Source organism: Nonomuraea soli (genome assembly GCF_013761175.1).
Classification (GTDB): Bacteria; Actinomycetota; Actinomycetes; order Streptosporangiales; family Streptosporangiaceae; genus Nonomuraea; species Nonomuraea soli.
Genome location: NZ_JACDUR010000003.1, coordinates 1,009,454 through 1,032,066, shown reverse-complemented (window position 1 = coordinate 1,032,066; position 22,613 = coordinate 1,009,454). Strand labels below are relative to the sequence as shown.

Here is a 22,613-nt window from a genome sequence, read left to right as displayed (position 1 = left end):
TCTCCCTCATGTCGCCCTCCCGAAGAGTCCGGCGGGGCGCCACAACAACACCGCGGCCATGACCGCGAACAGCAGGTAGGCGGCCAGTTCCGGCACCAGCGCCACGCCGAGCGTCTGCACCTGCCCGATCAGGAGCGCGCCCAGCGCCGCGCCGCGGATCGAGGCCAGCCCGCCGACCACGATGACGATCAGCGCCAGGACCAGCACCTCGGTGTCGAGCCCCGCGCGCAGGTTGAGCAGCGGCCCGCCCAGCACCCCCGCGAGAGTCGCCAGCGCGCAACCCGCGAGCACCACCGACAGGCGGATGCGCCTGACGTTGACGCCCGAGGCAGCGAGCATCTCGGGGTCGTCCACGGCCGCGCGGACCAGCGCGCCCGCCCTGGTCCGCTCGAAGATCCAGAAGGTGGCCCCGGCGATCGCCAGTCCGGCCACGATGACCGCCACCCGGTAGGCCGGGTAGCTGCCCGCGATACTGCCGTCGAGCCCGCGCGGCGCGGCCAGGCTGTGGAAACCGCGGTCGGCCACCTGCAGCAGGAACTCCGACAGCAGGATGGCCAGGCCCATGGTCAGCAACGCCTGGTCCAAATGGCCGCGCCTGGTCAGCGGCCTGATCGCCACCGACAGGCCGCCGCCGAGCACCAGGCCCGCGACCACGGCCAGCAGGGCGACGCCGATGAAGACCGCCAGCGAGGTGGGCACCTCGCCGATGACCAGGAAGGCCAGGTAGCCGCCTGCCATGTAGAGGGCGCCGTGGGCCAGGTTGAGCACGTCCAGGAGGCCGAAGATCATGGTTAACCCGACGGCCAGGACGAAGAGCAGGCATCCGAAGGCGATGCCGTCGAACGCGGTGACGAGCAGACTCACGATGCGGGGTCCGGCGGGATGGTGGCCACGACCTTGTTCACGCCGCCCTCGTAGGTGCGGGCGTACCAGTTCTGCACGGGGTTGTGCTTGTCGGCGTCGAGGGTGAACGTGCCGCGCGGGCTCTTGATCTCGCCGACCTTGGCCAGCGCGTCGGACAGGCTGCCACCCGCGGCCGCCGCCTTGTCGATGAGCTGCATGGCGTCCCAGCTCTGCAGCGCGACCACCGACGGGTTCTTGCCGGTCTTGGCCTTCCACATGCTGACGAAGGCGGCGTTCTCCGGGTTGTCGAGCGCCGGGGAGTACAGGCCGACGCTGGTGATGCCCTCGGCGTCGGCGCCGATGGCCTGCAGCACGTCCTCGTCGGTGATGTTCTGGCAGGTCAGCAGCTTGATCTTGGAGTCGTAACCGAACTGCTTGAAGTTCTTGGCGAAGGTGATCGCCTCGCCACCGGCGTAGAAGGTGTAGAGGAACTTGGCCTCGGAGGGGATCTGGCTCAGGTACGGCTGGAAGTTCTGCGTCTTGCCGAAGGGGGTGAGGATCTGCTTGATCGGCTTGGCGCCGCCCGCCTTGGTGTAACCGTCCTCGAAGCCCTTGAGAGTCTCGGTGCCCGCGGAGTAGTCGGCGCCCATGAGCACCGCGCCCTCCTTGCCGTAGGCCTCGACCGCGTACTTGCCCGCCGCGTAGCCGTGCATGTAGTTGGTGTAGGAGACGCGGAAGACGCCGGGACCGCCCAGCGCGTCGGCTCCGGCGTTGGCGATCACCACGGGCGTCTTCTGGGCGCCCGCCTCCTTGGCCACCGCGACCGCGACGGGCGAGGCGATCAGGCCGGTGATCACATCGACCTTGTTCTCGAGCGTGAGCTGCTTGGCCTTCTGCTGCCCGGTCTCCGGGTTGCCCGCGTCGTCGGCGACGATGAGCTCGGCCTGCTTGCCGCCCAGCTTGTTGCCGTGCCCTTCGAGGTAGAGCTTCATGGCGGTTTCCATGTCGTCGCCGAGGGCGGAGTAGACGCCCGTCTGCGAGACGATCGCGCCGACCTTGATCGTCGAGTCGTCGGCCGCGCTCTGGGTCGCCGCGCCACCGCATGCGCTGACCGACAGCACCAGCAAGGCGAGCACCGCGTGTCTCATGAGAACTCCCCGAGGAAGGTTCTAGCGTTGTTGCCGAGGATCTTTGCGCGTGCGGTGCCGGAAAGGAACCCCGCGTTGCGGACAAGTTGCCCGACCGGCGACTCTCCCAGCGGGTAGGGGAAGTCGGAGCCGAGCATCACGCGGTCCTCGGTGAAGACGTCGACCAGCAGCCGAAGGGCCCGCTCGTCGAAGACGACCGAGTCGACGCTGAAGCGGTCGACGTAGTGGCTCGGCGGGTGCTCCGAGGTGCCGATCACGTCGTGGCGGCGATGCCAGGCGTTCTCCAGGCGGCCCAGCCAGAAGGCGAACGAGCCGCCGCCGTGGGCGAAGCAGATGCGCAGGTCACGCGAGACACGGTCGAACACGCCGCCGAGGACCATGGCGATGATCGACAGGTGGGTCTCGGCCGGCATGCCGACGATCCACTGCGCCATCCACCGCTCGATGCGCGGCCCGCCCGGCAGGTCCCACGGGTGCACGAAGACCGGCATGCCGATGTCGGCGCAGTGCTGCAGGAACTCCACGAAATGGTCGAGGTCGAGGTCGCCCACGTGGTTGCCGATCTCGACGCCCCTGTGGCCCTGGCGTTTGCAACGCTCGAGTTCCTCCACGGCCAGCTCGACATCCTGCAGCGGCACCTGGCAGAAGGGGATCAGCCGCTCGTCGGAGCAGATGTCGAGCGCCAGGTCGTTGAAGATCTTCGAGATCCGCACGCCCTGCGCGGCAGGCCTGTCGTAACCGAAGAAGACGGGCGTGGGCGAGACGACCTGCCGGTCGACGCCGTCGGCGTCCATGTCGTCGAGGCGCCTCGCGGGATCCCAGCACTCATGACCGACCTTGCGGAAATCCTGGTCGTTGACAACGATCATGGCTTCGCGCTCGGAGTCGACGCGCAGCCGGGGCGCCCCCGGCCAGCCCAGTTCCGGCCAGCCCTGGGGCACGTAGTGTGTATGGACGTCGATGATCATTTGCCGGGGTGAACCGTTCCGCAGTTGTCGCACGTGCGCGCCTTCTCGTCGGCGTAGAAGGCGTTGAAGACCGGCGGCAGGTCCTCGACGATGTCGCGCACCTGCAGCTCCACCTCGTGCACCGGCCGGTCGCAGCTCGGGCAGAACCACACGAACTTCTCCAGCGTGCCCTCCTCGCGGACGCGCTCGATCACCAGGCCGACCGAGTCCGCCTCGCGCTGCGGCGAGTGCGGCAGGTTGCCGGGCAGCAGCCACATCTGGCCCTCGCGGATGTCGATCCGCTGCGGCCCCTCCGGGGTCATCACGTTCAGGTGCATGTTCCCCTTGATCTGGTAGAACAGCTCCTCGTACGGGTCGATGTGGAAGTCGGTGCGCTGGTTGGGGCCGCCGACGACCATCACGATGAAGTCGTCGGCCCGGTCGAAGACGACCTTGTTGGCCACCGGCGGCTTGAGCAGGTGCGCGTTGTCTTCGATCCACCTGGTGAAGTCGATGGGGGGAATCATCGGCGCTCCTTGTAAGCGACGGCCTGGATCTCGATCAGCAGATGCGGGTGCGGCAGCTGGTGCACCGCCACGGTGGTGCGCGCGGGGCCGGTCTCGTCGAAGTACTCCGCCCAGACCTCGTTGTAGCCCTTGAAGTCGTTCATGCTGACCAGGTACGTGGTGACCTGGACCAGGTCCTCCAGCGACGCGTCCTCGGTCTTGAGTATCCGGCCGATGTTCTCGATCACCGCCCTGGTCTGCTCCCTGATGTCCAGGTCGGTGGTGCCCAGCTCGTCCGTCGTGGCTCCGGCGATGCTGTTGTCGGGGCGGCGCGAGCTGGTCCCCGAGACGAACAGGTGGTCACCCGCCCGCCTGACGTGCGGGAACCTGCCGCGTGGTGTCGCCAGGGCCATCAGATGCTCCTCAGTGCTACCGAGCCGAGATGCTGGATCTCGGCCGTGACATGCATGCCGGGCCTCAGCGGCTCGGCCGCGGTGGCCGCGCCGGCCAGCACGACCCAGCCCTCCTCCAGCGGCCCGCCCGCCAGCCTCGCCGCCTCGGCCACCGCGCGGCGCGGGTCGCCGAGAATCGCCCCCGTCGAGCCGTACTGCACGGCGCCTCCCGCGCGGAAGAGCACGCCGAGGTTCCAGCGGGCAGGGTCGTACGGTTGCCACGGCCCGAGCACGTAGGCGGCGCCCGAGGTGTTGTCGGCGATCACCGATTCGAGGGAGAAGCGGAAGTTCTCGTATCGGGAGTCGATCACCTCGACGGCGGGGGCGACCGCGGCGACCGTGCCGCCCACGCCGACCAGGTAGGCGACCTCGGGTTCGACCCTGGGGTGGATGAAGCGGGCGGTGTCGAGCGTGCCGCCCTCCTGGACGGCCATGGCGTCGGTCAGGCGGCCCAGGATGAGGTCGTGCACGCCCATCTGGGCCCGCTTGGCCTCACTGGTGAAGCCGAGCTTGACGCCTGTGAGGCGCTCGCCTCGCTTGAGCCTGAGGTCGATGAGCTCGCGCTGCACCTCGTAGGGGTCGAAGCTCTCGGTGGGCTGGGCGATCGGCCTGGCCGTACGGCAGGCCTCGTCGAGCCGCTCGGCCAGGTTCATCGGCCGGCTCCCAGGCTCGTGGTGGTCAGGCCGTGCGGGCTCATCGGCCGGCTCCCAGGTCGAGGGCGATGTCGACGATCATGTCCTCCTGGCCGCCGACCATGTTGCGGCGTCCGGCCTCGGCCAGGATCGCCCGGGTGTCGACGCCGTAGCGCGCCGAGGCCGCCTCCGCGTGGCGCAGGAAGCTGGAGTAGACCCCCGCGTAACCGAGCGTCAGCGTCTCCCTGTCGACCCGGACCGGCCGGCCCTGCAGCGGCCTGATCAGGTCGTCGGCGGCGTCCATCAGCGCGTAGAGATCGCAGCCGTGCTCCCACCCCATCAGGTTGGCCACGGCGACGAAGGCCTCGATCGGGCAGTTGCCCGCTCCCGCGCCCATCCCCGCCAGCGAGGCGTCCACCCGCGTGCAGCCGTTCTCGACCGCCACCACGGAGTTGGCCACGCCGAGCGCGAGGTTGTGGTGGGCGTGGATGCCGATCTCGGTCTCCGGACGCAGCGTGTCGCGATATCTCAGGACGCGCTCCCTGACCCCGTCCATCGTCAGCCGCCCGCCGGAGTCGGTGACGTAGACGCAGTGCGCGCCGTACGACTCCATGAGCGCGGCCTGGGCCGCCAGTTCCTCGGCGGGGGCCATGTGCGACATCATCAGGAACCCGGCCACGTCCATGCCCAGTTCGCGGGCGGTGGCGATGTGCTGGGCGGAGATGTCGGCCTCGGTGCAGTGCGTGGCGATGCGGACCGACGTGACACCCAGGCCGTGGGCCCGCTTGAGGTCCTCGATCGTGCCGATGCCCGGCAGCAGCAGCGTCGTGAGCCTGGCCGTGCCGATCGCGGCGGCGACCGCCTCGATCCACTCGTCGTCGGTCTGCGCGCCAGGCCCGTAGTTGAAGCTGCCGCCCGCCAGGCCGTCGCCGTGGGCGATCTCGATGGCCGCCACGCCCGCGCGGTCGAGCGCGCGGGCGATCTCGGCGGCCTGGTCGACCGTGTAGCGGTGGCGGATGGCGTGCATGCCGTCCCGCAGGGTCACGTCCTGCACGTAGACGCGGGTCATCGGGCCAGCCTCTCAGCGGTGCGCAGCGCGGCGGAGGTCATGATGTCGAGGTTGCCGGCGTAGGCGGGCAGGTAGTGGGCGGCGCCCTCCACCTCCAGGAAGACGCTGACCTTGACCCCGCCCTTCGCGCCTGGCACCAGCGTCCAGACCGGCTCGTCCTCGCCGATCGCGGAGAACTGCACCTCCTGCTTGAGCCGGTAGCCGGGCACGTACTCCTGGACCCTGGCCACCATCGTCTCCACGGCGTCGGTCACGGCCCGCTCGTCGCACTCCTCGACCAGGCAGTAGACCGTGTCGCGCATGATCAACGGCGGCTCGGCGGGGTTGAGGACGATGATCGCCTTGCCCCGCTCCGCGCCGCCGATCTTCTCGATCGCCCGCGCGGTCGTCTCGGTGAACTCGTCGATGTTGGCCCGGGTGCCGGGCCCCGCCGACTTCGAGGCGATGGAGGCGACGATCTCGGCGTACCTGACCCTCGTGGCCGACGCGACCGCGGCGACGATCGGGATCGTCGCCTGGCCGCCGCAGGTGACCATGTTGAGGTTCTGGGCGTCCAGGTGCTCGTCGAGATTGACGGGCGGCACCACGTACGGTCCGATCGCGGCGGGCGTCAGGTCGATGACCCGCTTGCCGTACGGCTGGAGCACCGCGTAGTTACGGTGGTGCGCGGCGGCCGAGGTGGCGTCGAAGACCACGTCGACACCGGCGAACTCCTCCAGCCCGACGAGCCCCTCGACACCGTCCGCCGTGACCGCCAGCCCGCGCCGCCGGGCCCTGGCCAGGCCGTCGGAGCCGGGGTCGATGCCGGCCATCGCGACGCATTCCAGCTTGTTGGACAGCAGGCACTTCAGCATGAGGTCGGTGCCGATGTTGCCGGAGCCGATGATGGCGGCTCTCATGACGTGAACACCGCCCTGACCGAGCCCAGCCCTTCGATGTGCGCCTCGAAGACGTCGCCGGCCTCGACGGGGACCACCGGGCCCAGCGCGCCGGTGAGCACGATGTCGCCCTTCCTCAGCGGCCGGTCGGTACGTGCCAGCGTGTCGGCGAGCCACACGGCGGCGTTGAGCGGGTGGTCCAGGCAGGCCGCGCCCACGCCGGTGGAGACCTCCTGGCCATCCTTCGTCATGGTCATCCCGGCCAGCCGCAGGTCCACGCTCCGCAGGTCCACGGGCGTGCCTCCGAGCACGAACGCGCCGCTGGAGGCGTTGTCGGCGATCGTGTCGGCCAGCGTGATGTCCCAGCCGTCGATGCGCGAGTCGACGATCTCGATCGCGGGCAACACGAAGTCGACCGCCCTGATCACGTCGACGACGGTGAACGGGCCGCCCTCCAGGTCCTCCTTCAGGACCAGCGCGATCTCGGCCTCCGCCTTCGGCTGCAGGAACCTGCCCGCCGGGATCGGGCGGCCGTCGAGGTAGGCCATGTCCGCGAAGAGCATGCCGAAGTCGGGCTCGCTGACGCCGAGCTGCTCCTGCACCTTGAGGTTGGTCAGGCCGATCTTCCTGCCGACCAGGCGGCGGCCCTCCGCCAGGGCCCGCCTGGTGTTGATCGCCTGCACCGCGTAGCCGTCGGCGGCCGTGCCGACCAGGTCACGCACCGGGGGGCAGGGCTTGCCGGAGCGCTGCGCCTCCAGCAGGCGGTCGGCGGCCACCTGGTAGGTGTCGACGGCTTCGGACCACGTGTCGCTCATCGCATCTCCCTCGTCTTGCCGGAGCTCTTTCGGAACATCAGCGGATCTCCATCGTGATCGTCGTCGGCTCGGAGTAGAAGTCGAGCGAGTGGGTTCCGCCCTCGCGGCCGATGCCGGAGAGCTTCACGCCGCCGAACGGGGTGCGCAGATCGCGCAGGTACCAGGTGTTCACCCACACCAGCCCCGCCTCCAGGCGCCTGGCGACGCGGTGGGCCCGGTCCACGTTGCTCGTCCACACGGTCGCGGCCAGGCCGTACTCGCTGTCGTTGGCCCTGCCGACCGCCTCGTCCTCGGTGTCGAAGGGGGCGACGTGGCAGACCGGGCCGAAGATCTCCTCGGTGTTGAACCTGGAGTGCTCGCTCAGCCCAGTCACGATCGTGGGCTCCACGAAGTATCCGGACTTCGACAACACCGAGCCGCCACCGGCGTGGAACGTGCCGCCCTCCTCACGAGCCAGGTCGTAGTACGACTGCACCTTCTCCCGGTGCTCCTTGGAGATCATCGGCTGGCGGGGGATCTCGGCGAGGCCGCCGGCGAGGGCGGCGACGAAGTCGTCGAAGATCGGGCGCTCGACGTACAGCCGCTCGGTGCACAGGCAGACCTGGCCGCCGTTGAGGAACACCGAGCGCAGCGTGCCCGCCACCGCCCTGTCGAGATCGCAGTCGGCGAACACGATGCCGGCGTTCTTGCCGCCCAGCTCGAACGAGATCGGCTTGACCCGGTCGGCCACCGATCGCATGATGCTCCGGCCGGTCTGCGTCGAGCCGGTGAAGGTCACCCCGTCGACGCCCGGGTGCTCCACCAGGAGCCGGCCCGCCTCGCCGTACCCGTGCACGACGTTGACCACGCCGGGCGGCAGGCCCGCCTGCTCGCAGATCTCGGCGAACAACGCCGCGCTCGCCGGGGTGTTCTCCGACGGCTTGACCACCACCGTGTTGCCCGCGACCAGGGCGGGAGCCAGCTTCCACGTCATCAGCAGGAACGGCAGGTTCCACGGGACGATCACCGCCACGACACCCAGCGGCCTGCGCACCGTGTAGCTCAGGACCCCGTCGAGGTGGAAGGCCTCCTCGGGCCGCTGCGCGGCGATCTCCGCGAACGCCCTGAAGTTGGCCGCGCCACGCGGGACGTCCAGGGTCCTCGTCTGCTCGACCGGCTTGCCGGTGTCCTCGATCTCCACGGCGACCAGGTCGTCGAACCGCCGCTCGATGCCGTCGGCGAGCTTGCGCATCCACGCGGCCCGCTCGGCCACCGGCAACGCGGCCCACGCCGGCGCCGCCCGCCTGGCCGCCGCGACCGCCTTGCCGACGATCGTCTGGTCCGCCTCGTGGACCTCGCGGATCCGCCGGCCGGTCACCGGGTCGTAGGCCGGGAACGTGCTTCCCTCGTGCAGGAACTCGCCCCCTACGAAGTGCGCTATCTGCTCAAACACCACAACTCCTCACATCATTGGGTATAGAGCTTCGCCCTTCCTTGGACAACAATGAGTTCCATGTCACGGAACCTGTCGATGCTCGAGAAGTCATGGCTCATCCTCGACGCGTTCCGCCCCACCGGCGGCCCCCTCCGCCTCCAGGAAGTCGCCGACCGCTGCCACCTTCCCAAGACCACCACCTTCAGACTGCTCACAGAGCTGACGGAGATCGGCGCCATCGCACGCCGCCCCGACGGGTACTACCTCGGCCGGCGACTGTTCGAACTCGGCAGCATCGTCCCTCTCGAACGAGACCTCCGCCACGCCGCACTGCCCTTCATGCACGACCTTTACGAGGCCACCCACGAGACCATCCACCTCGGCGTGAGAGACGGGCTCGACGTCGTCTACGTGGAGAAGATCCGGGGACGCGAGTCGTTCTCGCTGCCGTCGCGGGTCGGCGGCAGGCTGCCGCTGACGTGCACGGGGATCGGGAAGGCACTACTGGCGTACTCCGGGCCGGCACTGATCGAGGAGGTGCTCGCGCGGCCGCTGCGGGCGATGACGGCGCACTCGATCGTGGACGCGCAGCGGCTGGAGGAGGCGCTGGGGCAGATCCAGGCCGCCGGGGTGGCGTTCGAGCGGGAGGAGGCGCAGGTGGGCGGGGCGTGCATCGCGGCGCCGGTGTTCAGCGAGGGGGAGGTGGTGGCGGCGATGTCGGTCTCCGTGCCGCTGGGGCGATTCCACCCGACGCGCCTGGCACCGGCGGTGAAGACGGCGGCCCTGGGAGTGTCACGGGCGCTGGGGAGGCGGTCGTTTTAGAGGTGGCGGGATCGCGGGGCCGCAACCCGCCTCGTAGCCGCCAGAAGCCCCCGGGCCCGAGCGGGACCGAGGGCGGGCGAGGAAGGCGGGTGAGGGCAGGAGACGGGAGGGGGTCAGACGAGGAAGAGCAGCGCCGAGCTGATCAGCACCGTCACCGCGGTGGCGAAGTGCACCCCGTAAGCCACCGCCTTGCTCCCCCCGTTCCGCAGCACGATCACCGTGTCGGCCAGCGGGTTGAGCGCCACCACCAGCATCATCCAAGCCCCCGCCTGAGCCCCCGCGAAGGCCAGCAGCGCCAGCCCGAGGATGCCGTAGCTCAGGTCGCGGATCCCCTTGATGTGCAGGTAGGCCACGTCGGTGCCGGCCGCCACGCCGTACCCGGCGGCCGAGGCGATGGGCTGCAGCAGGAACCTCGCCCCGATGAAGACCACGAAGAGGTTGAGCACGATGGCCAGGCCGTACGCGATAGCAGTGAACACAAGTAACTCCCAAGAAGGATCTAGCATCGCTAGGAACAAGGTCGAAGCTAACATATCCCCGACAGATGCGCTAGCGGTGCTAGAATTTCAGTCATGAGCATTCAGGCGCGCAAGGAACGAGAGCGGGCGGAGCGGGAGCGGCGCATCATCACGACGGCGCGAGAGCTGGCCGAGGCCGAGGGCTGGGACGCGGTGACGACGCGGAGGCTCGCCGCCGAGATCGAATACAGCCAGCCCGTCCTCTACAGCCACTTCAAGGGCCTGGACGCGATCATGGCCGTCGTCGCGGTCGAGGGGTTCGCGGAGCTCGCGCAGCTGCTCCACGAGGCCCGGGTCGGCGCGACGACCCCCGAGCAGGCCGTCGAGCGGGTGGGCAGGGCGTACTCCGACTTCGCCGACGCGCATCCGGCGCTCTACGAGGCGATGTTCATCAGGGCCGTCGACCTGCCCTTCGCCACGCCCCAGGCCCCCGAGGCCCTGCAGGCGGGGTACGGGGAGCTGCGCGAGGCGATGAGCCCGCTCGCCGGCGACGACAACGTGGATGTGCTCACGGAGACCTTCTGGGGTGGTCTGCATGGAATGGTCACCCTCCAGCGCAGCCGCAGGCTCAACCCCTCCACCTACGGCGCGTGCATCGACCTGCTGATCAAGCGATTCATCGGCTGACCTGGGCGGCGGCCCGGCGTACATTCGAGGTCATGCTGTTCGAGAAGCGCCTGCGCGAGGGGGTGCGCGACGGCTCGATCACCCTGGCCTTCCGCCGATGGCGCCGCAGCCAGGTCAGGGCCGGGGGCCGTTATCGCATGGGCGAGGGCCTGATCGCCGAGGTCACCGCCGTCGACGTGGCCGGCGAGGTCGATGACGACGACGCGAGAAGAGCTGGGTACGGCACGCGCGACGAACTCCTGACCGACCTGCGCAACGGCGAGGGGGCGCGAGCACGGCGAGGAGGGCGCCGCCCGACGGAGGACGAGGGCGAGCTGTATCGCATCGAGCTGCGCCTGGCCGCCGAGCGTGACCCCAGGGACGACCTGGCGGCCGACACCGTGATCGACCTGCCGGCGCTCGCCGCGCGCCTGGAGCGGATGGGCCCGTGGACGGTGCCGGCGCTGGAGCTGATCGCCGCCCGTCCAGGGGTGCGCGCGGCCGACCTGGCTCCGCGGCTCGGCCAGGACACCGCGGCCTTCAAGGCCAACGTCCGCAAGCTCAAGAACCTCGGCCTGACCATCAGCCTGGAGACGGGTTACCGCATCTCACCGCGAGGATCCGCATTCCTGGCCGCGAGGAGGACATAGGGGAGGCCATGGAAACGCGTACAGACCGGATCGAGACCACCGACGGCAGCTTCGACGTGCACCTGTGGATCCCCGACGCGGGCCGCGGGCCGGGCATCGTCCTGCCCCACGAGATCTTCGGAGTCGGCCAGTACATCAGGGACGTCGCGGCCGACCTGGCGGGACGCGGCTACGTGGTCGCCGCGCCGGACCTGTTCTGGCGGCTGCACCCGAACTGGGAGGCGCTGCCGGGCGAGGAGGACCTCAGGGCGTCGCTGGACCTGGCCTCGCGGCTGGACTTCCCGCAGGCGGTGGCCGACTGCGCGCTGACCGCGGCCCATCTGACCAAGCTGCCCGAGGTCACGGAGGGTGTAGGGACGGTGGGCTTCTGCCTGGGCGGTTCGATCGCCTACGCCCTGGCCGCCAGCGTGCCGCTGCGGGTGGTGTTGTCGTTCTACGGCTCCGCCGTACCCGATCATCTGGGCCTGCTCGACCGCATCGCCTGCCCGGTGTTCTTCGTGTTCGGCGGCAGTGATCCGTACATCTCGCGCGACCGGGTCGCGGCCGTCGAGAAGGCCGCCGAGGGCAGGCAGGACGTCACGGTCTACGTGGACGAGTCGGCTGGGCACGCCTTCCACAACCACCAGGATCCGGCTTTCCACCATCCAGAGGCGGCCGCGCGGGTCTGGCCGGGCGCGGTCGACTTCCTCGCCCGCGCTCTGCCCGTACGGTGAACGGCGCGTAAACGGCTGCACGGAAGCTGCACACAGCCCCCACAGACCCTGTCTGTCGGGCCACCTTCCCGTACCTCAGGATGAACAGGTGACGCGCGCTTGGGACCTGTGGGGAAATGTCATCATTACTGCCCTTTTGGCCCTTCCGGTGGCCCTCCTGGCGGCCCTGGTCCTCACCCGGCTCCGCAAGCGCGCCAACCACCCCGCACCCCTGCGCACCGCCCTCGCTGACGTGGGCATAGTCGCCGGTACGGCTCCCTGGGTGTGGATGATCCTCACCCCGTTGCACCGCGGCGTGCGCGTCACGCTCGTGCCCTTCCACGAGCTCGGCTGGTTCTTCACCCAGCCGTTCGGAACCGTGTTTGTGCAGGTCGTGGGCAACTTATTGGTCTTCGCGGCGCTCGGCGCGCTGCTGCCGGTCCGCTCGCGGCGCTTCGCCTCGCTCCCCCGTGTCGCGCTCGTGGCGGCCCTCGCGTCCACGACCGTCGAGGTCCTCCAGTACGGCTTGCGCCTCGGACGGCACTCCACCGTGGACGACGTGCTGATCAACACGGCGGGCGCCGTACTGTTCGCCCTGGTTACACGCCGCTGGTGGGCTGATCGAATAGCGGCCAGGACCGTTCCAAGGTAACGGACCGCAAAAACGACCTCTGATCGCCACACGGGCACGATCCACTCAAAAGAAGCACGCGACCAACCTGCGTATCTGTGCGATCGTGGACAAGACGGGGCAAGTTCTCTGGAGACGCCAAACCCGGTTGGTGACAGAGGGTGATCGAACGTGTCTGAATCCCCGGTACCTCACGAGCCCCCCATCTATCGCCGCATCGCCGACGAGCTCCGTGCCCGGATCGCGGCCGGCGAGCTGCGCGATGGGGACAAGTTGCCGGGGGAGAACGCGCTCATGTCCGAGTACGGGATTGCGCGCGCTACTGCCCGGCAAGCGCTATCCGTCCTAATCAACGAAGGGCTGGCAGTACCGAAACGAGGCTCGGGGGTCTATGTGCGACTGTTCAAACCCATCCGAAGACACGGCTCCCGCCGCCTGTCCCGCGAGCAGTGGGGACAGGGCAGGTCCATCTGGGACGCGGACACCAGAGGACGCCCGTTCACCGTGGACGAGGTGGAGATCGTTCGTGAACCCGCTTCCTTCGAGGCGGGAAGCGTGCTCGACACACGCGACGTGTGGGTCAGGCGGCGGCGCTACTCCGTGGACGCGCGCCCTGTCCAACTGGCCACTTCTTACTTCCCCGCCGACCTGGTCGAGGGAAGCGCGATCACCCTGAACGACACCGGCCCCGGCGGTGTCTACGCTCGCCTCGGCGATCTGGGAGTCGGTCCGGCGCACTTCACCGAGGAAGTGCGCGCCCGCATGCCCACCCCGCGCGAGGCACATCTGCTGGATCTACCTGGCGGCACGCCGGTCATCGTCGTCCTGCGCACCGCGTACACCGCTCGAGGCATCCCGGTCGAGTTGAACGAGATGGTGCTAGATGCGGCCGCATACGTACTTCAGTATGACTTCGACGCATAGATCAAGTTGGTCTGTCAAGCGGTAGGTTGACCTAGCCTTGGCGGATCTTGTCCTCTCTAGAGATGTGAAGTCTCCTGGGAGGAGCACGGAAAGTCGCGAAGCGGGCCCGGGAAGGGTTGAGCGATGTCCTTTGATCGGCATCTTGCCGAGATCGCCCGGGAGTACCCGCATTGGACCATCTGGCGGAGCGACGCGGGCCGCTGGTGGGCCACCAGGCACCACCCGCTCAGCGCAGCGCAGCGCGAGGCGGGATGCGCCATGACCATCGATGCTGATGATCCCGAAGGGCTGCGCGAGCAGTTGCGAGACCAAGAGAGGCGGGCACATCTGCCCGGAACGACCGATGTGCCCGATCCCTGATCCTGGACCGATCCACTAGGTCCAGGCCATAGTCGCCCGGTGCCGGGTCCAGCGTCTCGGCGGCTCCGGCACCGGGCTCCCACGCGGAAGTCCTTGACCCTATCGGGGGCGGGGGCTTCCGCTCATTTCTGCCATGATCGCACCTGGTGGGGATGAGATCCATGGGGTGTCCGATGCTTGCCATCGTTCAGATACTCACCAATTGCGGATAAATCCGGCACATATCCGAACCAATACCTCTTCGGCGCCGTCCAAAATAGATCACCGCGCATCTGAAGGGGTCCACGTGATCATCTGGTCGAACACCGTGAGCGCGCCTCGCGCATGAAGATCCGCAAACGCAGCCCCCGCTCCGCGGAACGCCTCGACGTCACCCGCCTCCCCGACGACGTCGTGGCCCTCATCGACGCCCTCGGACCCGACGAGCACGTGATCGTCACCCGTGACGGCGCGTCGATCGCGAAGATCTCCAGCACCGTCACCGTGGTCCAGGGCGCCGTCGTCGGCCGTGACACGCCAGGCGAGACGGAGCAGGAGGCGCCGAAGGACTACGACAGCGTGACCGTCGTGGCCACGGCGATGAAGCTGTCCGCCAAGGCCCGGGTCGCGCTGGCCAAGCAACTCGGGCCCGACTACGTGGTGCTCGACATGCTCGCCGCTCCCAAGACGACCGACGTGCTGCTGGTCCCGGCGGGCAGCCCGCAGCTGATCGGAGCGCTGAAAGGGAGCTTCCCCAAGGCCAGAATCGTGATCACCGAGATCGAGGACGACGAGCTCGGGGTGCAGTATCACGGGCCCGTGCGGCGGCTGCTCGACGCGGGGGCCGACGCGTACCTGCCGCCGGCGAACCTTCCCGGGCTGGCCAGGCAGCTGGAGTTCACGCTGAAGCACGGGCGCGAGCTCAGCGGTGGAACCGCGGCGCCGTTGCAGCTCGAACCGGGAGCTTCGCACGACGGGTGATCCCGGGGCGGCACCGTAGTGTCACCGCCCCGGGGCACGCCCGCCTGCAAGAGGGCACTCCCCCAGCGCTACTGCGGCGAAGGAAGCCTGTTCAACGTGATCTCCTCGTCGTCGTCCTCCTCCGGAGCGGGCTCCGGCCCGATCTCCTCCACCACGACCAGTTCGCCGCGCGACGACTCGCTGGGCAGAGGAGCGGGCGGGGCGCTCGGGATGAGCTCGCCCGCCATGGCCTCCTTGTCCATGAGGTCGGCGAGCACGACGCTGATCTCGCTCAGCCGGCGCACGACCTCGCCGTGGGTGTCGGTCAGGTAGGAGACGCGGCGGCCGGTGTGCTCGTCGAGGGAACTGGCACGCTGCTGGGCCGAGGTGAGGGTCGACTCGGCCTCTCCGCGTGCCGTACGCAAGGTGGCGTCGGCTTCCGCGCGAGCGCTGCCGAGGGTGTTCTCGGCCTCGGTGCGGGCGCTGTCGACCAGCTGCTCGGACTCCAGACGCGCGGCCGTGAGCATGCGGTCGGCCTCGACACGCGCCTCGCGCAGGCCCTCCTCCGCCTCGGCGCGTGCGGTGGTGAGGGTCTCCTCGGCGTCGGCGCCGGCCTGGGCGAGCATGCGCTCGGCGGCCTCCGTCGCCTCGGCGACGCGTCGTTCCGCCTCGGCCTGGGCCGAGGTGAGGATCTTGTCGGACGTCTCCCGCGCGGACGTCACGAGCCGGTCGGCCTCGGCCTGCGCGCTCTCCACACGACGGACGGCATCCGCCTCGGCGTCGGAACGCTTGGCTGCCGCCTCCTCCTCACCGAGCTTGAGGATCTGGGCCAGACGCGGGCTCAGGTCGTCGTAGCTCTGCGGCGCCTCCACCATGCGGCGGCGGGCCTCGGCCAGCTCGATGCGGGACTGCTCGGCTTGGTCTATGGCCCTGGCCAGGCGTTCTTCCAGGTCTCTGATCTGGTTGCGGGTGCGCAGCATGTGGTCGTGCACCTGACGCCGGTTGTAGCCGCGGATGGCGACCTCGAAGGCGTCTTCTTGCATGAGTTCGGGAAGGATGTCGTGCTGGTTCGTCATGGGGGTTACCTGTTTGCGTGAGGCGGGAGAATCACTGCGAGTTGTGGCTGCGTGACTTCAGGAAACGACTTTGCTTCCTTCTGACCCAAGTCGCAACCGGAACGGCATAGGTGGGGCAGGAAATACGATGTGGCGGGTGTACATAGCAGCATTGGACGGCGGGGCGGTGCCCGACATTCACCCGGAGGCGTATATAGCGCCCGGAGCGACGGTAGTCGGGAATGTCAGGATCGGGGCCCGGGCGAGCATCTGGTACGGCTCCGTTCTTCGGGGAGACGACGAGCGGATCGAGATCGGTGAGGAGTGCAACGTCCAGGACCTGTGCTGTCTGCACGCCGACGCCGGCGAGCCGGCTGTCCTCGAGCCCCGGGTCAGCCTGGGCCACAAGGCCATGGTGCACGGAGCGCATGTCGAAACCGGTGCCCTGATCGGGATCGGTGCAATCGTGCTCGGCGGCGCGCGCATCGGCGCGGGCACTCTCGTCGCAGCTGGAGCCCTGGTCGGGCCGGGAAAGAAAATCCCCGCCGGCGTGCTCGTCGCGGGCACGCCGGGCAGGATCGTGCGCGAGCTCACCGACTCCGACCGTGCGATCTTCGCTCGCACGCCGGACAACTATCACGCCAAGGCACTCAGGCACCGGCGGGCGTCAGCAATCTGATCAGCACCTCGTCGCTCACCGAGGCCGGGTTCATCGGGTCGACGCCGTCGGGCATGCGGGGGCGCAGGAAGCGTACGAAGTCGACGCTGAGCCTCAGGTCCGGCTTGCCCTTGACGTCGGTGAGGTTCGCCTTGGCGGGGTCCTGCTTGAGGGTGCCGAAGCTGTTCCAGTCGGTGTAGCCGGTCATGCCCCATTGCAGCACCTGCGTCTCGACCAGGTCGGGACGGGCCCAGCGTCTGCCCACCTTCCAGGCGCCGCCCTCCTCCTTGTAGAGGGCGGCCACCAGCCCTCCCGTCCTGGCCAGGACGAGTTCCACCCAGCCAACCTTCACCGGATGCTCCTCCGGCTTGGAGCTGCCGTCGAGGGTCTCCTTGACCTCGACGCGGTTGGCGACGTCGCCCGTGCCGGTCGTCACGGACAACCAGTTGGGCTTGGTGTCGGAGTCGGGGACCCTGACCATCGCGCCGCCGAGCGAGAAGATCTGCTTGGGCGGGCCGCCCTTGAGCCCCTCCGACTTGACGCGCATGTGCATGACGATGTCGCCCGCGAGCTCCTGGTAGACGAAGGGGCCTCGGAAGCCGTCGAACCAGGCCGAGGGCTTGGGTTCCATGGTGAGGTGGCCGCCGGCGATCTCCAGCTTGGTGAGGCGGTTGAGGTCGCCTTCCGTGTCGCTGAGCTTCAGCCATACGGGCAGCTCCGCCGTACTGGTGAATTCGCTCGAGGCCGAGCCGACCTCGCCGCCGGGGTCGGGCGGTTCGGCTTCTGCCAGGGGGAGGGCGGCGGTCGCCTGGGTGCCGCCGGTCGGCGCCGCTGGTGGAGGGGTCGATGGACCGCCCGTCGTGCAGCCGCTTACCCCGCAAACGACCACAAGAGCCGCAATTACCCTCGCCCGCATATCGGACATTCTGCCGTCTCTAATGGCCGGGGCGGCACCTGACTGGCATGTTCATGATCCTGCCGCACCACCGGAGTGCTGTCTGCGCTACCTCCCGGGCGGCATCCCGGACTCCCGCTTGAAGGCCAACTCCGAGGAGCATCGCCACATGGAGTCGAGCAGCCAGCTCGGCAGGATCGTCGTCGCCGTCCGGCACTGAAGCAGGATCCCGGTTTCACAGCAGGAGCCTGCAGCGACCGGCCTCGCAGTCCCGCAGGCTCTCCAGGGCGGCCTGCCTGGCCCTTCCCAGCTCGGCGATCCTGGCGTCGATCCGGGTCACCACCGCCTCCAAGCGCCACCGCTCGCTGTCGCACGTGGCGTCACCCTGATCGTGGGCTGTCAGGGCGTCGACGACCTCGTCGAGGGTGAACCCGAGCTCCTGCAGGCTCCTGGCCATCTGGATGCGCTCCACCGCGGCCGGGGTGAAGACGCGGTAGCCGGACGGCCGGCGTTCCACGGCGGGCAGGATGCCGCGGCGCTCGTAGAAGCGGACCGTGTCGACGCTGACCCCGGCCTCCCGCGCCACTTGACCGATCTTCACCTGATTCACCTCTTGACTCTGGACTCAGGTCCAGAGTCTACGGTTTGAGCAACAGCGACAGAAGGAGACCCGTCATGGACATCCCACCCCCCTCCACCCCGGTCGTGTGCGACATGACCGCCGCCCAGGACACCGTCGAGGAGCGGGTGCAGGAGTATCGGCGACTGTTCGAGCGGCACCTCGCGGGCCGGGAGCGGACCGGCCAGGGCATCCGGTTCCTGCTGCGCGCCGAGGACGGGGTCGAGGAGTGGGTGCGGGATCTGGCGGCCAGGGAGAAGGCCTGCTGCGCGTTCTTCGCCTTCGAGGTGTCGGCCGAGGGCGACCAGGTGGTGTGGGAGTGCGCGGTCAGCAACGACGACAACGCTCGTGCCGTCCTGGAGGAGTTCTTCCGGCTTGCGGGGGATGCGGTCCACTAGCGGGTGGCGCGTACTATTGCCGCCATGCCCGACCGCTGGGACGCGTTCGACGAAGCCGAGGCGGAGGCGAGGGCCATGATCCTCGACCCGCGCTGGTCAGGCCTGGCCGTACCCGTCAGAGCTCAGGCCATCGCCGCCCGCATCCTCGTCACCTCCGACGGCAGCAGGTGGCTGTTCGGCGCCTACGGCCGGTGGCACGTCCAGGATCCGGTCGACGGGCGCTGGCATCTGGCCGCCCCGCCCGCCCGCTGCCCGGCGACGAGGGTGGCCCACCCGGCGGCCGTGGTGCTCACGCACCTGATCCCGACCGGGCCGGACTGCGCGCCCGACGCGGGATCGGTGCAGGGGTTCATCGGGCCCGACGTGCCGAAGGAGCTCACCGAGCGCATCCGGGTGCTGCTGCGGGCCGCGGGCAGGCGGCCGATCGGCGAGTATCCGCTCACCGCCTTCACCGAGATCTTCGCCGCCGACGTGCCCAGCACCGTGGCCGCGATCTGGGGCACGATCATGTGGTGCGCCTACGCTCCGGCCTTCGACGGGAACGAGCGGCTGATCACGGTCTTCGGCGAGTACCTGGGCAGGCCGCTTCCCGGCGACGAGTGGGTGCGGTGGATCCCGTCGCCGGGGCTCACGGACCTGGCCACGTTGTTCGCAGAGCGCGTACGGGGCGGGGAGCATCGGGCGGCGCTGCGGCTCGTGGCGCTGATGGCCGACACCGCGCACGCCCTGGCCGACGACGCCCGGTTCCGGCCCCGGGCCGCGGCGCTTCTGGCGATGGTGGAGCCGCTGCTGCGCCAGCCGGATCTCGACGACCGCGCCGCCGTCCACGGCGATGAGGCCGTACGGCACGCGTGGCTGGCTCGTTGCCCCCGCGACTTCGACCGGGTGGTGCTGGCCGAGCGCTCTCCCGGCGAGGCGTTCAGGCATGCCGTGTACGACCTGGTGGGCAGCCTGGCCTTCGCCACCGAGCCGCTGGTGTGGGCGGGGGCGTTTCTCGCCGAACTGCCCGATCCGGAAGGGCGCATGGAGGCGTGGCTGGATCACCGCCTGCGCTCCGCGGTGCGAGGTCAGGGGCAACCGGGGGCCGCCCCTTTCCAGCGGGAGGCGGCGACGGACAACAGGGTGGCGGGCCGCGGGGAGGCGGCGACGACCAGGGTGGCGGGCCGCGCCTCGACCGATTCCTGGGAACTGCCCACGGGCGAGTGGGCTCCCGATGCGAGCGACTGGAGCGGCTCCACCTCCCGGCCCAGGCCGGAGCCGCCGATTCCCACGCTTCCCAGCCCCGCCGTACAGAAGCTGATCGACCGCGAGCCGCCTGACCGGTCGACCGCCGCCGCGGTCCTGGGCGCCGCCTACGCGGCCGCGCACGCCTGGGCGAGGCTGACGGGCGTCGAGCTCAGCCAGCATCCGGGCCCCAAGGCCGTCGCGGAGCGGATCGCGCACGAGCGGGACGACCCTCACGTAAACCACTAATCCCGCTATTTCACCCTTACTCCGCCTATATCGTTCTAACACTCAACCCATCCCGTGATTTCCCGAATTGTGATCTTAGAAACCGGGAAATGATCCTGTTGGGGGTAGCGCGGCGCAGAAAGGAATGACTCCGATGGGCCATGTCGCCGCAAGGCCCCCCGCCGTAACCTCGAAGAGGGTGTGGGCTGCGGAAGGAAGGACGACGCGGTGGGGCACGAAGACTTGGACCTCCGGGTCCATGACCGTGTCGCGTTGGACGAGATTGCGCTCTACGCCGAGGTACTCTCCGCCGTGGCGATCAGCCCGCGGCGACTGACCTTGGACGAGCTCGACGACGCGCTCGGGTTGCGGACTTCGGCAAGTCACTGAGAGAAGTCACGAGAGCAAGTCAGCACAGGACCATCACAAAGACCTAGTCCCGGACTCCCAAGGGGTCCGGGACGGTGGTTTACGGGCCTCGGAAGGGGCCCCGGGGTGACTAGTCCCCGCGTTATGAGCGCACCAGCCGGGCGATGGCCGCCGAGGCCTCCTTCACCTTCGCGTCCGCCTCAGGGCCCCCGCTGTTGATCGCGTCGGCGACGCAGTGGGAGATGTGATCCTCGAGCAGCCCGAGCGCTACGGCCTGCAGCGCCCGCGTGGCGGCGGAGATCTGGGTGAGCACGTCGATGCAGTAGGAGTCGTCCTCCACCATGCGCTGCAGGCCCCGGATCTGACCCTCGATCCGCCTGAGGCGGGTCAGATACGCCTGCTTGTCTCCGCTGTACCCATGCATGACTACAAGGTACCGGCTCCGTCAGCGCAGATCGCTGACCAGTTTCTCCCATTGTTCGCACACCTCTCCGGCGGAGTGGCGTACGACGGTCTCCATCGCCCCGGCGGCCAGGGAACGCCTGCGCCGCTCGTCGTCGATCACGGCGAGCAGGGCCAGGGCGAACCGCTCGGACTCGTTGTCGCCCTCGGGCACGAGCACCCCGTTGTAGCCGGTGGCGATGAACTCGGAGGGCCCGCGCGCCCCGTCGAAGGCGACGACGGGCACGCCGCAGCCCATCGCCTCCAGCACCGTCATGCCCAGGTCCTCCGAGCGCGACGAGGTGGCCACGATCGAGGCCTTGGCGAACTCTCCGGCCAGATCGGAGGTGGTGCCCATGAAGTAGACGTGGTTGTGCAGGTTGAGCTCGCCCACGAGTTGCCTCAGGCGCGACTCCTCCGGGCCTGAGCCGTACAGCCGCAGCCGCCAGTCGGGCCGCTTGTCGGCGACGACGGCGAAGGCCCGCACGAGCCTGTCGTAGGCCTTGACCGGCACCCACCTGCCGCCGGCGGCGACGATGCGGTTGTCCATGCGCGAGCGCGGGAACGGCCCGGGTGGGAGGGCGTCGGGCACGACGTGCACGCCGGGGCCCTGCTCGAGGAGGCGGTCCCACTCGTCCTTGGCCGACTCGGTGCCGGTGACGACCGCGTCGAGCCGCGGGTAGTACTTCTTCACGGGCCCTGGTACGGCGGGGCGGCCCCACTCGCGGGCGATTCTGAAGATCTCGCGAGGCGCGTACCTGGCCGCCTGGACAGAAAGCCCAGGTCTGGTGGTCAGCAAAATGTCACTCTTGAGACCACGCAACATGCGCCACAACGCCACCTCTGTCCGCACCTGTCCCCGCGGCAGCAGGTGACGCACGCCCGGCCTGGCGTCGATGAGCGACCGCATCCGCACATTCGGGCCGACCGGGAAGAAGGGTTTCTCCTTGTGCCGCCTGATGCTCACGACCTCGACGTCGTGGCGCAGCGACAGCGCGTCGGCGAGGTTCAGGGTGGCCCGCACGTCCCCGCGCATGCCGTACGCGGAGGGCAGCACCAGCGTGATCCTCACCCGCCCACCTCGATCCGCAGCTCGTCGTCGGCGGTGTAGCTGGGCCGTACGGGCACGCCGTCGACGCGGGCGGCGGGATAGTGCACGCGGCGGCGCTTGCCGTCGACGTCGTCGAGGCGGGAGCTGAGGCGCAGCGGCGTCGGCACGCCCTCGACCTCCAGCGCGGGCTCCCAGCTGCCGGGGTCGTCGGTGATCACGTCGACCAGGGAGACGGCCGCGTGGAAGCGGATGCCCTGCACGGTGGCCGGGGTGCGGATGGTGGCCTGGGGGCGGTGGAGGGTCAGCCTGGCCTCGTGACGTGCGTCGTCGTCGTCGAGGCCGGTGTAGGCGAGCACGCCCGTGACCTCGAACCGGCCCTCGCGGAACCACACCGCCTTGACCTCGGCCGCGGGCGCCGCGTCGGCGATCTTCAGCGCCAGGTAGCCGTTGCGGGTGCGGTATGAGCGGTATGCCAGGGTGCGCTTGCACAGCGCGTAGGTGTCGAGGTGGTCGAGGGAGAAGCCCGGATCGATGGATCTGAGCCGCGTCTTCTTGCCGTCGTGGCGCAGGTAGGCGTCCCAGCGCCCCGCGCTCAGGTCGAGCGGGGCCAGGGAGACCGCCAGCGAGGCGGTCTCCAGCGGACCCAGCGGGATCTCCCGCTGCACCCCGCTCACCCGATGTTTCAGCACCAGGTGGGTGCCGTCGGGGAGGGGGTGCTCCATGGCGAGGCGGAGGGAGAGCACATCAGCCAAGGTGACCTCGGCGTCCGTGACGACCACGCGTATCACCGGCCCCCTCCCCGTCGATTGAAGCCATGCGACGTTGAGGT

Annotated in this window: 28 protein-coding genes; 11 read left to right on the top strand and 17 right to left on the bottom strand. The window is 69.3% G+C overall.

Features of this window, described 5'->3' with window-relative positions; genetic code table 11:
- Positions 1-6: 6 nt before the first annotated feature.
- From HNR30_RS17840 to HNR30_RS17795, 10 genes are read right to left on the bottom strand one after another with little or no spacing between them, the layout of a single operon-like run.
- The gene (locus tag HNR30_RS17840) at positions 7-864 is read right to left on the bottom strand and encodes a branched-chain amino acid ABC transporter permease (RefSeq protein WP_181610953.1); all 858 of its coding nucleotides are present in this window, start codon (positions 862-864) and stop codon (positions 7-9) included.
- Positions 861-1,991, bottom strand: coding sequence for an ABC transporter substrate-binding protein (locus tag HNR30_RS17835; protein ID WP_181610952.1), 1,131 nt, complete (start codon positions 1,989-1,991; stop codon positions 861-863). Before HNR30_RS17835 ends, HNR30_RS17840 begins: the two co-directional genes overlap by 4 nt.
- Positions 1,988-2,959: an amidohydrolase family protein gene (locus HNR30_RS17830; RefSeq protein WP_181610951.1), complete on the bottom strand. Its 972-nt coding sequence runs from the start codon at positions 2,957-2,959 to the stop codon at positions 1,988-1,990. Before HNR30_RS17830 ends, HNR30_RS17835 begins: the two co-directional genes overlap by 4 nt.
- The gene (locus HNR30_RS17825; protein ID WP_181610950.1) at positions 2,956-3,465 is read right to left on the bottom strand and encodes a 3-hydroxyanthranilate 3,4-dioxygenase; all 510 of its coding nucleotides are present in this window, start codon (positions 3,463-3,465) and stop codon (positions 2,956-2,958) included. Before HNR30_RS17825 ends, HNR30_RS17830 begins: the two co-directional genes overlap by 4 nt.
- Positions 3,462-3,857: a RidA family protein gene (locus HNR30_RS17820; protein ID WP_181610949.1), complete on the bottom strand. Its 396-nt coding sequence runs from the start codon at positions 3,855-3,857 to the stop codon at positions 3,462-3,464. Before HNR30_RS17820 ends, HNR30_RS17825 begins: the two co-directional genes overlap by 4 nt.
- Complete coding sequence (locus tag HNR30_RS17815) at positions 3,857-4,549, bottom strand: 2-keto-4-pentenoate hydratase (protein WP_181610948.1); 693 nt, start codon at positions 4,547-4,549, stop codon at positions 3,857-3,859. Before HNR30_RS17815 ends, HNR30_RS17820 begins: the two co-directional genes overlap by 1 nt.
- Before the next feature lie 40 nt (positions 4,550-4,589).
- Entirely contained in the window at positions 4,590-5,597 is a 1,008-nt protein-coding gene (gene dmpG / locus HNR30_RS17810; protein WP_181610947.1) for a 4-hydroxy-2-oxovalerate aldolase, read from the bottom strand.
- Positions 5,594-6,496 carry an acetaldehyde dehydrogenase (acetylating) gene (locus HNR30_RS17805; protein ID WP_181610946.1) on the bottom strand — a complete coding sequence of 301 codons (903 nt, stop codon included), beginning with the start codon at positions 6,494-6,496 and terminating at the stop codon, positions 5,594-5,596. The genes dmpG and HNR30_RS17805 overlap by 4 nt, the downstream gene beginning before the upstream one ends.
- Positions 6,493-7,290 carry a 2-keto-4-pentenoate hydratase gene (locus tag HNR30_RS17800; protein ID WP_181610945.1) on the bottom strand — a complete coding sequence of 266 codons (798 nt, stop codon included), beginning with the start codon at positions 7,288-7,290 and terminating at the stop codon, positions 6,493-6,495. Before HNR30_RS17800 ends, HNR30_RS17805 begins: the two co-directional genes overlap by 4 nt.
- 37 nt (positions 7,291-7,327) lie before the next feature.
- Positions 7,328-8,722 carry an aldehyde dehydrogenase family protein gene (locus tag HNR30_RS17795; RefSeq protein ID WP_181610944.1) on the bottom strand — a complete coding sequence of 465 codons (1,395 nt, stop codon included), beginning with the start codon at positions 8,720-8,722 and terminating at the stop codon, positions 7,328-7,330.
- Positions 8,723-8,782: 60 nt separating this feature from the next.
- On the opposite strand from HNR30_RS17795, the gene HNR30_RS17790 reads away from it, so the two are divergent.
- Positions 8,783-9,526, top strand: coding sequence for an IclR family transcriptional regulator (locus tag HNR30_RS17790; RefSeq protein WP_246378652.1), 744 nt, complete (start codon positions 8,783-8,785; stop codon positions 9,524-9,526).
- A 113-nt stretch (positions 9,527-9,639) separates the two neighbouring features.
- Here the strand turns inward: HNR30_RS17790 and HNR30_RS17785 are convergent, their stop codons facing one another.
- The gene (locus HNR30_RS17785; protein WP_181610943.1) at positions 9,640-10,005 is read right to left on the bottom strand and encodes a DUF4267 domain-containing protein; all 366 of its coding nucleotides are present in this window, start codon (positions 10,003-10,005) and stop codon (positions 9,640-9,642) included.
- Between the two features lie 93 nt (positions 10,006-10,098).
- Between HNR30_RS17785 and HNR30_RS17780 the strand changes: the two genes are divergently transcribed.
- The 7 genes from HNR30_RS17780 (at position 10,099) to HNR30_RS17750 (ending at position 14,867) form a co-directional block, all read left to right on the top strand.
- Complete coding sequence (locus HNR30_RS17780) at positions 10,099-10,671, top strand: TetR/AcrR family transcriptional regulator (RefSeq protein ID WP_181610942.1); 573 nt, start codon at positions 10,099-10,101, stop codon at positions 10,669-10,671.
- Positions 10,672-10,703: 32 nt separating this feature from the next.
- Positions 10,704-11,300, top strand: a complete 597-nt coding sequence (locus HNR30_RS17775) for an ASCH domain-containing protein (protein WP_181610941.1) — start codon at positions 10,704-10,706, stop codon at positions 11,298-11,300.
- Between the two features lie 8 nt (positions 11,301-11,308).
- The gene (locus HNR30_RS17770; RefSeq protein ID WP_181610940.1) at positions 11,309-12,013 is read left to right on the top strand and encodes a dienelactone hydrolase family protein; all 705 of its coding nucleotides are present in this window, start codon (positions 11,309-11,311) and stop codon (positions 12,011-12,013) included.
- 136 nt (positions 12,014-12,149) lie between these two features.
- On the top strand, positions 12,150-12,644 hold the full coding sequence (locus HNR30_RS17765; RefSeq protein ID WP_220133626.1) for a VanZ family protein: 495 nt from the start codon (positions 12,150-12,152) through the stop codon (positions 12,642-12,644).
- A 150-nt stretch (positions 12,645-12,794) separates the two neighbouring features.
- A complete protein-coding gene (locus tag HNR30_RS17760; RefSeq protein WP_181610938.1) occupies positions 12,795-13,547 on the top strand; it encodes a GntR family transcriptional regulator in 753 nt (250 codons plus the stop codon).
- 123 nt (positions 13,548-13,670) lie between these two features.
- A complete protein-coding gene (locus HNR30_RS17755) occupies positions 13,671-13,907 on the top strand; it encodes a hypothetical protein (protein ID WP_181610937.1) in 237 nt (78 codons plus the stop codon).
- Between the two features lie 324 nt (positions 13,908-14,231).
- Complete coding sequence (locus tag HNR30_RS17750; protein WP_181610936.1) at positions 14,232-14,867, top strand: response regulator; 636 nt, start codon at positions 14,232-14,234, stop codon at positions 14,865-14,867.
- A gap of 68 nt (positions 14,868-14,935) precedes the next feature.
- Here the strand turns inward: HNR30_RS17750 and HNR30_RS17745 are convergent, their stop codons facing one another.
- Complete coding sequence (locus tag HNR30_RS17745; protein WP_181610935.1) at positions 14,936-15,922, bottom strand: hypothetical protein; 987 nt, start codon at positions 15,920-15,922, stop codon at positions 14,936-14,938.
- A 136-nt stretch (positions 15,923-16,058) separates the two neighbouring features.
- Between HNR30_RS17745 and HNR30_RS17740 the strand changes: the two genes are divergently transcribed.
- Positions 16,059-16,580, top strand: a complete 522-nt coding sequence (locus HNR30_RS17740) for a gamma carbonic anhydrase family protein (protein WP_312894470.1) — start codon at positions 16,059-16,061, stop codon at positions 16,578-16,580.
- Here HNR30_RS17740 and HNR30_RS17735 read toward each other — a convergent pair.
- Together HNR30_RS17735 and HNR30_RS49300 are read right to left on the bottom strand one after the other, a co-directional pair.
- Positions 16,552-17,475 (bottom strand): DUF1349 domain-containing protein, encoded by a 924-nt coding sequence (locus HNR30_RS17735; protein ID WP_181610933.1) that lies wholly within the window; start codon positions 17,473-17,475, stop codon positions 16,552-16,554. The genes HNR30_RS17740 and HNR30_RS17735 overlap by 29 nt on opposite strands.
- 214 nt (positions 17,476-17,689) lie before the next feature.
- Entirely contained in the window at positions 17,690-18,055 is a 366-nt protein-coding gene (locus tag HNR30_RS49300) for a MerR family transcriptional regulator (RefSeq protein WP_181610932.1), read from the bottom strand.
- 74 nt (positions 18,056-18,129) lie between these two features.
- Here HNR30_RS49300 and HNR30_RS17725 point away from each other — a divergent pair, with 74 nt between their 5' ends.
- On the top strand, positions 18,130-18,471 hold the full coding sequence (locus tag HNR30_RS17725) for a hypothetical protein (RefSeq protein ID WP_181610931.1): 342 nt from the start codon (positions 18,130-18,132) through the stop codon (positions 18,469-18,471).
- Between the two features lie 24 nt (positions 18,472-18,495).
- A complete protein-coding gene (locus tag HNR30_RS17720; protein WP_181610930.1) occupies positions 18,496-19,944 on the top strand; it encodes a hypothetical protein in 1,449 nt (482 codons plus the stop codon).
- A 490-nt stretch (positions 19,945-20,434) separates the two neighbouring features.
- On the opposite strand, the gene HNR30_RS17715 is transcribed toward HNR30_RS17720, so the two are convergent.
- Genes HNR30_RS17715 through HNR30_RS17705 form a run of 3 tightly spaced genes read right to left on the bottom strand, consistent with a single transcriptional unit; the run spans position 20,435 to position 22,572 of the window.
- Complete coding sequence (locus tag HNR30_RS17715) at positions 20,435-20,716, bottom strand: metal-sensitive transcriptional regulator (RefSeq protein WP_181610929.1); 282 nt, start codon at positions 20,714-20,716, stop codon at positions 20,435-20,437.
- Between the two features lie 21 nt (positions 20,717-20,737).
- A complete protein-coding gene (locus tag HNR30_RS17710; RefSeq protein WP_181610928.1) occupies positions 20,738-21,805 on the bottom strand; it encodes a glycosyltransferase in 1,068 nt (355 codons plus the stop codon).
- Positions 21,802-22,572 carry a hypothetical protein gene (locus HNR30_RS17705; RefSeq protein WP_181610927.1) on the bottom strand — a complete coding sequence of 257 codons (771 nt, stop codon included), beginning with the start codon at positions 22,570-22,572 and terminating at the stop codon, positions 21,802-21,804. The genes HNR30_RS17710 and HNR30_RS17705 overlap by 4 nt, the downstream gene beginning before the upstream one ends.
- Positions 22,573-22,613 lie beyond the last annotated feature (41 nt).